The 8079-nt window shown below is 37.9% G+C and carries 7 protein-coding genes and 1 tRNA gene; 1 reads left to right on the forward strand and 7 read right to left on the reverse strand.

All coding sequences use genetic code 11. The features are described from left to right. Window positions 1-64 precede the first annotated feature (64 nt). The 7 genes from secG to rpoN all read right to left on the reverse strand — a co-directional run bounded on the left by secG (window position 65) and on the right by rpoN (window position 7900). Entirely contained in the window at window positions 65-301 is a 237-nt protein-coding gene (gene secG, locus IV36_RS03555; protein ID WP_003688101.1) for a preprotein translocase subunit SecG, read from the reverse strand. A gap of 344 nt (window positions 302-645) precedes the next feature. Then, entirely contained in the window at window positions 646-1971 is a 1326-nt protein-coding gene (gene eno, locus IV36_RS03560; protein ID WP_056990824.1) for a phosphopyruvate hydratase, read from the reverse strand. A gap of 103 nt (window positions 1972-2074) precedes the next feature. Continuing rightward, complete coding sequence (gene tpiA / locus IV36_RS03565) at window positions 2075-2830, reverse strand: triose-phosphate isomerase (RefSeq protein WP_003688104.1); 756 nt, start codon at window positions 2828-2830, stop codon at window positions 2075-2077. A 33-nt stretch (window positions 2831-2863) separates the two neighbouring features. Continuing rightward, window positions 2864-4054: a phosphoglycerate kinase gene (locus IV36_RS03570; protein WP_056990825.1), complete on the reverse strand. Its 1191-nt coding sequence runs from the start codon at window positions 4052-4054 to the stop codon at window positions 2864-2866. A 102-nt stretch (window positions 4055-4156) separates the two neighbouring features. Beyond that, window positions 4157-5170: a type I glyceraldehyde-3-phosphate dehydrogenase gene (gene gap / locus IV36_RS03575; RefSeq protein ID WP_056990826.1), complete on the reverse strand. Its 1014-nt coding sequence runs from the start codon at window positions 5168-5170 to the stop codon at window positions 4157-4159. 60 nt (window positions 5171-5230) lie between these two features. Beyond that, window positions 5231-6259 carry a sugar-binding transcriptional regulator gene (locus IV36_RS03580; RefSeq protein ID WP_056990923.1) on the reverse strand — a complete coding sequence of 343 codons (1029 nt, stop codon included), beginning with the start codon at window positions 6257-6259 and terminating at the stop codon, window positions 5231-5233. Between the two features lie 324 nt (window positions 6260-6583). Further along, a complete protein-coding gene (gene rpoN / locus IV36_RS03585) occupies window positions 6584-7900 on the reverse strand; it encodes an RNA polymerase factor sigma-54 (RefSeq protein ID WP_056990827.1) in 1317 nt (438 codons plus the stop codon). A gap of 65 nt (window positions 7901-7965) precedes the next feature. Here rpoN and IV36_RS03590 point away from each other — a divergent pair. Further along, window positions 7966-8037 (forward strand) — tRNA-Arg (locus IV36_RS03590). Window positions 8038-8079 lie beyond the last annotated feature (42 nt).

The following is an 8079-nucleotide window of genomic DNA, read 5'->3' on the forward strand; positions in this document are numbered from 1 at the left end:
TTCTTAATCTAAAAAAAAAGTAAAACCCCCCTGCACAGAATTAAGCAGAAGACCTTACTTTTTATCAATGCGATGAAATATACACCAAAGCCAATGAAAGAATAAAGAAGATGACTCCTAGTACGGCCGTTACCTTCTGCATAAACGCCTCAAATCCACGAGGCTTTTGCTTGCTGAATAAATCGGCTGCTCCACCCGATAAAGCAGAAGCTGCATTATCATTCTTCGCAGGTTGCATCATTACCGCAATAATAATTAATACTGAAACAATCATCAAAATAGTTAAAATTAAATTGTACAAGCTCATACCCCCTTACTCCATAGGTAATCTATATCTATTATAATGTAGCATAAATAATCTTTTATTTCCAGTCAGTTTAACACTTATACACCAAGATTTATTTTATAGAATAAAGGTCTCAACCAATATATCAAAAATTAATTTACGTTTTAACACTCTTCTGCAATATACATTTTAAAATTTTATAAGTCAACTCATTAAAAAATACCTTTTCTTTACGATAAAAAACAAGGCTGTCACAAATCGAACGATTTGTGACAGCCTTGCTGCTAATCATTGTAATTTTCGTCAACCTACTTATCACTAAGTCAAAACTGACAATCTAAAACTACATTCTTATTTAATTATTTGCCTTCAATTTCTTGACGAGCTTGTTCACTCAAATTATAGAATGATTGGATTCCTTTGTATTGAGCTACACTTTCACTCAATTGGTCTTCAATTCTCATCAATTGGTTGTACTTAGCAATACGATCTGTACGACTCATTGAACCAGTCTTAATTTGACCTGCATTTGTAGCAACAACTAAATCAGCAATTGTTGTATCTTCAGTTTCACCTGAACGATGAGAAACGATAGCTGTATATCCGGCTTCTTTAGCCATTTCAATAGCTTCAACAGTTTCTGTTAATGTACCAATTTGGTTAACCTTGATAAGGATTGAGTTTGCAGCCCCCATCTTGATACCTTTCTTCAAGTATTCTGTGTTTGTAACGAAGAAGTCATCACCAACAAGTTGAACTTTCTTGCCTAACTTGCTAGTAATTGTCTTCCAGTCATCCCAGTTGTTTTCATCAATAGGATCTTCAATTGAGATGATTGGGTACTTGTCAACTAAGCCTTCAAGATAGTTGATGAATTCTTCTGTGGAGAATTCTTCACCTGTTGACCAACGTAACTTATACTTGCCAGTTTCGCCATCCCAAAGTTCTGATGAAGCAACATCAATTGCGATTGCAACTTCACTACCAGGTTTGTAACCAGCAGCTTCAATAGCTTCGATCAAGAACTTCAATGGTTCTTCGTTGTTTTCAAAGTCAGGAGCAAATCCACCTTCATCACCAACAGAAGTTACCTTACCAGCTTTAGAAAGTAATTTTTGTAAGTTATGGAAAGTTTCTGAACCCATACGGATTGCTTCCTTAACAGTTTTTGCACCTACAGGCATGATCATAAATTCTTGGAAATCAACCTTGTTGTCAGAATGAGCCCCACCATTGATAACGTTCATCATTGGTGTTGGAAGAACATGAGCATTGAAACCACCCAAGTAGTTATAAAGAGGCACTTGTAACTCATCTGCAGCAGCACGTGCAGCAGCAATTGATACAGCCAAAATAGCATTTGCGCCTAATTTACCCTTGTTAGGTGTACCATCTAAAGCAATCATAGCCTTATCAATAGCAACTTGATCTGTAACTTCGTAACCAACAATTTCTTTTGCGATAATGTCGTTAACATTAGCAACAGCTTTTTCTACACCTTTACCCATGTAGCGTGACTTGTCACCATCACGTAATTCAACAGCTTCATGTTCACCAGTAGATGCACCTGAAGGAACGATTCCACGGCCAAAAGCACCTGCTTCTGTATAAACTTCTGCTTCAACTGTTGGGTTACCACGTGAATCTAAGACTTCACGTGCATAGATCTCTGTAATACTAGACATAATATACTCTCCTTTGAGTTTTAGATTGGCTTGAGTTTCTCGCCCAAACCTATTTTAAAGGTTTTCTTAACGACTTTCAATTGGTAGCCGTAAAAAATATCAACTATTTGTTAAAGTTAACCAATGCCAAATATGATTCGGGAACTAATGATGCACCACCAACAAGTCCGCCATCAATATTTTCTTTGCTCATAAGATCCTTAACATTAGCAGGTTTTACAGAACCACCATACTGGATACGAACCTTGTCAGCAACAGTTTCATCATAAAGCTTTGCGACTGTCTTACGAACAACTGCACAAATTTCTTCAGCTTGGTCTGATGATGCTGTTTTACCAGTTCCAATAGCCCAGATTGGTTCATATGCAATTACAGAACTTGCAACCTGATCACCAGAAAGATCTTTCAATGCAGCAGTTACTTGTCCAGCAACCCATTCTTCAGCTTTACCGGCTTCACGAGTTTCAAGAGATTCACCACAGCAAATAATTGGTAAAAGACCATTCTTGAAGATTGCATGAGCTTTCTTGTTAATGTCTTCGTCAGTTTCGTGGAAATAATCACGACGTTCTGAATGACCAATAACTACATAATCTACGCCCATTTCCTTAAGAACTTTGGGAGAGGTTTCACCAGTAAATGCACCCTCATCTTCAAAGTAGCAATTTTCAGCAGCAACTTTAAGTTCTGAACCTTTTGCAGCTTCTAAAAGTGCTGGAAGATCAACGGCTGGTGCAGCAATCACTGATTCAACTTTACTTGTAGCTGGCAAGTCATTCTTTACAGCTTTAACAAATTCAGCAGTTTGTTCTGGATTCATGTTCATTTTCCAGTTACCTGCAATAATTGGTGTACGCACTTATATCATCCTTTCAATTTTGCCTATTATAAACTATTTATCTGAAACAGCAGCAATTCCAGGAAGTGTCTTACCTTCGAGATATTCAAGGGAAGCTCCACCACCAGTTGAGATATGTGTTAATTGATCAGCTACACCTAATTGTTGAACAGCAGCAGTTGAATCACCACCACCAACAATTGTTGTAGCATCACTAAGTGTACCTAAGAACTTACCAATTTCGAGAGTTCCTTCAGCATAGTTGCTCATTTCGAACACACCCATAGGTCCATTCCAAACGACTGTCTTAGCATCTTTTAAAACATCTTTGAACAAAGCAATTGACTTAGGTCCAATATCAAGTGCCATGTATCCATCAGGAATATCGCCGTCAACAGTCTTGTTAGGTACATCATTATCGAATTTCTCAGCGACAACTGAATCAACTGGCAACACTAATTTGTCTCCAGCTTTTTCAATAATTTCTTTAGCAAGATCAATCTTATCAGATTCAACCAATGAGTTACCAATGCTCATACCTTTAGCAGCATAAAATGTATAAGTCATACCACCACCGATAATAACCTTATCAGCCTTTGAAAGAAGGTGATCAATAACACCAATCTTATCTGAAACCTTTGCGCCACCCAAAATGGCAACAAATGGGCGAACTGGAGTATCAACGGCATTACCTAAGAATTTGATTTCTTTTTCAAGCAAGAACCCAGCAGCAGCTTGATCCATGTTACTTGCAATTCCTACATTAGAAGCATGTGAACGATGAGCTGTACCGAAAGCATCATTTACAAACAAGTCGCCAAGTGACGCCCAATATTTACCCAATTCAGGATCATTCTTAGATTCCTTTTTACCATCCAAGTCTTCAAAACGAGTATTTTCAACCAACAAAATATCACCATTGTTCATTTTGTCAATTGCTTCTTCAAGTTGTGCACCACGAGTTGTTGGCACAAATGTAACAGGCTTTTTAATCAAATCAGCTAATTTTTCAGCAACTGGGCGAAGTGATAATTCCTTCTTGTCTTCTTCAGTTTTAACACGACCAAGATGTGAAAACAGAATAGCTTTACCACCATTTTCAACAATATATTTAATTGTTGGTAAGGCAGCAACAATACGGTTATCGTTTCCGATAACACCGTTTTTAATAGGAACATTAAAGTCAACACGAATTAAAACTTTTTTACCCGTAACATCTAAATCAGAAACAGTTAGTTTAGCCATGAATTGTAATCCTCCATTTTTTTAAAATAAAAAGCGAAGAGAGTTATGCCTCCCCCCGCCTCAATGAACTAAATCATTTAAAAACTTAGCGTCAGCTAAATCTTAAAGCATGCTAGCAAATTTTTCCAAAGTACGGATCATTTGTGCTGTAAAACCAGATTCGTTATCGTACCATGCAACAGTCTTAACAACTTGGCCTTCACCTGAACCAACAACTTGTGTTTGAGTTGGGTCAAATACTGAACCAAATGTTGTACCGATGATATCTGATGAAACGATTCCGTCTCCGTTGTAACCAAATGATTCGTTACCATCTGTAACTTTCTTAACAGCTGCATTAACTTCGTCAACAGTTACTTCTTTGTTAAGAGTTGTAACTAATTCTGTTAATGAACCTGTGATAACTGGAACACGTTGTGCATGTCCATCTAACTTACCGTTCACTTCAGGAACAACTAAACCAAGAGCTTTAGCAGCACCAGTTGAATGAGGAATTGTGTTAGCTGCAGCAGCACGAGCGTTACGAACGTTACCACCACGATCTGGACCATCTTGTAATTTTTGTGTAGCTGTGTAAGCATGGATTGTTGTCATAGTACCAGCTTTAATACCAAAAGCATCATTCATAGCTTTTGCTAAAGGAGCTAAACAGTTTGTAGTACATGAAGCAGCAGAAACAATCTTGTCATCGTTTGTCAATGTGTCATCGTTAACACTGTAAACAATTGTCTTCATCTTGCCAGCTGGTGCTGAGATAAGAACACGTTTTGCGCCTGCTTCGATATGTGCAGATGCCTTTTCTTCTGATGTATAGAAACCTGTTGATTCAAGAACTAAATCAACACCATCATTCTTAACCCAAGGAATGTTGTGTGCGTCTGCTTCTGCGTATACAGGAATTTCTTTGCCATTAACAACAAGTGCATTGTCTGTAGCAGAGATTTCAGCATCGAATTGACCATGAGCTGTATCATACTTCAATAAATGTGCCAACATAGCTGGAGATGTCAAATCGTTGATAGCAACAACTTCCAAGCTTTCTGAAGTCTCAGCAATACGACGGAATGCCAAACGGCCAATACGGCCAAAACCATTAATACCTACTTTAGTAGTCATACTAAAATTTCCTCCTTTAGGAAATAAAAAATTTATTTTAAAAAGTGTGTTGGTTAAACACTACTCTTTTAAAATCAAGTTTGCTGCTCCCTCGTCAGTAATCAGACAAGTTTGTTTGGGAGCATGTCTCATGTATGCTGCAATAGCTTTAGCCTTTGAAGCACCACCAGCAACTGCAAGCACACATTTCTTATCGGTGAGATCCTCTAATTGTAATCCAATTCTTGGAATCTTATACACCACATTACCCAGCTCATCAAAAAAATACCCAAAAGCCTCTCCAACTGCGTGCTTCTTTTTCAGCATTTCAATCACAGAAACAGGCATATCTCTTCTCTTAGCCATCCGAATAGCATCACCTACACTATGAATAACGGCATCGCTATTTCGAATTAACTCAATTACCTTTTGAATTGCTGGTTCTTTGAGTAAAGGTTCAAATGCCTCTTCACTCAACTGTTCAGGTACATACAACGCACGATGCTGTCCACCAGTATGTATCGCCATTTGTGAACTAACTGTATTGGCCTGAATATCAACTGCTTCTCCTACACCACCTCTAGCAGGTACGAAAAGCAATTCACGATTCTCGCCAACTCTTTTCGTGAGAGCCTTTGCAATAGCCGCCATTGTAATTCCCCCCATGACAGCAATCACGTTCCTGCCGTTCGGTAAAATAGCAACTAACGATTCATCAACAAGCTTGCCCATTTCCTCTATGACTCTTGGCTGCTCATCAGAATTGCCTGCTACAATTAGACATTTTTCAATGCCTAATTTCTTTGAAAGCTCAACTTCCTGGTGCCTTATGTCTGCAAATTGATCCATCAACCCTCGAAGACCCTGAATAACATCCTGACCCCTTCCAGTAATGATCATGCCAGACCTAGTTGAAGCAATCAAACCCTGTTCACGTAGAAAATCAGTCTCAGTTCTAAGTACCCGTTCCGTTAGGCCGAATTCTTGCGAAAGAATTCTCCTACCAACCGGTCCCATCCAAGAGATATAACGTAAGATCATGAACCGTTGCACCATGGTTTCAACCATGTCGGGAGCAATCTTTTCAATCCACTCAAACTCCTGATGCATCATAGTTACCTTCCTAATGGGACCGATATTGTCCAATAGTGTCGCTAAGCGACCCAGCTAGCCAAAAAACAAAAGCACAACAACAATTTCTCTTTAGTTAATTGTTCTCATACCTTCATCAACAACTGCATTATAGCAATATTTCACACCTAATGCAAGTGAGTAAGATCTTGTTATTAATAGTCGTTAATAGCTTAATTTTATGCCAACATTTTTCTTGATTATTCTACTATTCCGAATTTTAATGAAGAAAACTTAAAAATCTGCTCCTAGTAGCGAACAATAAAACATTTTTGCCTATGTTCAAAATGAGTAAGTGTGAATTTAAATCTTTTTTCTTTGCGTTGAACTGCCTATCTTTAATTCCTCTCGATATTTTGCAACGGTTCTACGTGATATTTTTATCCCAACTTTCTCTAGTTTTGTTGCAATCTTGACATCTGACAAGGGTTTTTGCTGATCTTCAGCCGCCACAATCACAGTTATATGTTTTTTTATTGTATCAACAGAGATATCTTGTTCCATACTGTTTACAGGCCGCCTAAAGAAATATTTTAGTTCATACACTCCTGAATCACACCTCAAATACTTACCATTGACCGCCCGGCTAATGGTAGACTCGTGTAAATTCAACTTTTGAGCTACATCTCTTAATAGAAGTGGCTTCAGCTGTTTGTCATCCTTCTCGAAAAACTCATGCTGCCTTTCAATTATAACCTCTGCCACTCTGACAATTGTTTCTGCACGCAATTCAATATCTCTGATAAGTTCTTGAAAGTCTTTTTGCTTTTCCTTCAAAAATTTTTTTACTTCAGTTTCATTTGCCGTTGCAAATTTATTATAGTAATCTTGCTTGAAAACAACTAGTGGCTTTGTTTTCTTAGTTGGCTTGATACTAAAGTCAGACGTTCCAGAAATCTTTTTTATTATCAAATCAGGATAAACATACCCAACATTTTCTTGTTCAAAAGCTGCACCTGGTGCTGGAGTCAGGCGTTTAATAAATTCAACGACACTCAAAACCTTTTCTCTGTCTATAGATAGATCAGCTGCAATTTTATCCCAGTCTTGCTCAACTAGACTTTCAAACTCATTTTCAATAATTAGTTGCGCCTCAATGGGAGCATTTTCAATGTTTTGGATTTGCAGGAGCAAACACTCTTTCAAAGAACGTGCACCAACACCAGGTGGGTCTAGTTGCTGCAACAAGGTCATTGCGTCCATCATCGTAATATATTCAACACCAGTTTTTCTAATCAATCCCTCTAAGTCAACTTTTAAATATCCATTCTCATCAAGTTGCCCAATTAGATAAATGACCCAGCTCCTAAGATTTGTTTTTCTCATAGTCAAATGGACCTGTGATAGTAGATAATCATAAAGCGACTGACTTTTGTTGTTAGTAACCATATCCAACTGACTCACTTTTGCATTTGATAGATCAGTTGAATTACCTGTATAATTCATTGTTTCCTTGATAGAAACAAAGGGATTATCCAATTGTTTTTGTTTCAAATACTTCGCAAGGTCTTCAGTACTATAACGCAGTATTTGGATTGACTGCTGCATTTGTTGCGTCATGGCAAATTTCTGAATCTGTTTTTGAATCTGCCCATATCCATAACTTTGATTGTGGGGCATAAAATTTCACCTATCTTTTCAACTTGTAAATTTGAATTCTTTCTTGTAGAATAGTATGAGTAATTGCGCCGCTAGTGTAATGGATCGCACGCAAGATTCCGGTTCTTGTAATGTGGGTTCGACTCCCACGTGGCGCATGAATACATGCTGATTTAACAGTATTTATAAGGAATAAGGAC

Origin of the sequence: Liquorilactobacillus mali (genome assembly GCF_001437155.1) — a bacterium.
Taxonomy (GTDB): Bacteria; Bacillota; Bacilli; order Lactobacillales; family Lactobacillaceae; genus Liquorilactobacillus; species Liquorilactobacillus mali_A.

Excerpts from the sequence above, each read along its gene's own strand:
- eno (WP_056990824.1), bottom strand. The coding sequence starts at position 1,971 with ATGTCTAGTATTACAGAGATCTATGCACGTGAAGTCTTAGATTCACGT.
- IV36_RS03580 (WP_056990923.1), bottom strand. The coding sequence starts at position 6,259 with ATGCATCAGGAGTTTGAGTGGATTGAAAAGATTGCTCCCGACATGGTT.
- IV36_RS03570 (WP_056990825.1), bottom strand. The coding sequence starts at position 4,054 with ATGGCTAAACTAACTGTTTCTGATTTAGATGTTACGGGTAAAAAAGTT.
- gap (WP_056990826.1), bottom strand. The coding sequence starts at position 5,170 with ATGACTACTAAAGTAGGTATTAATGGTTTTGGCCGTATTGGCCGTTTG.
- rpoN (WP_056990827.1), bottom strand. The coding sequence starts at position 7,900 with ATGCCCCACAATCAAAGTTATGGATATGGGCAGATTCAAAAACAGATT.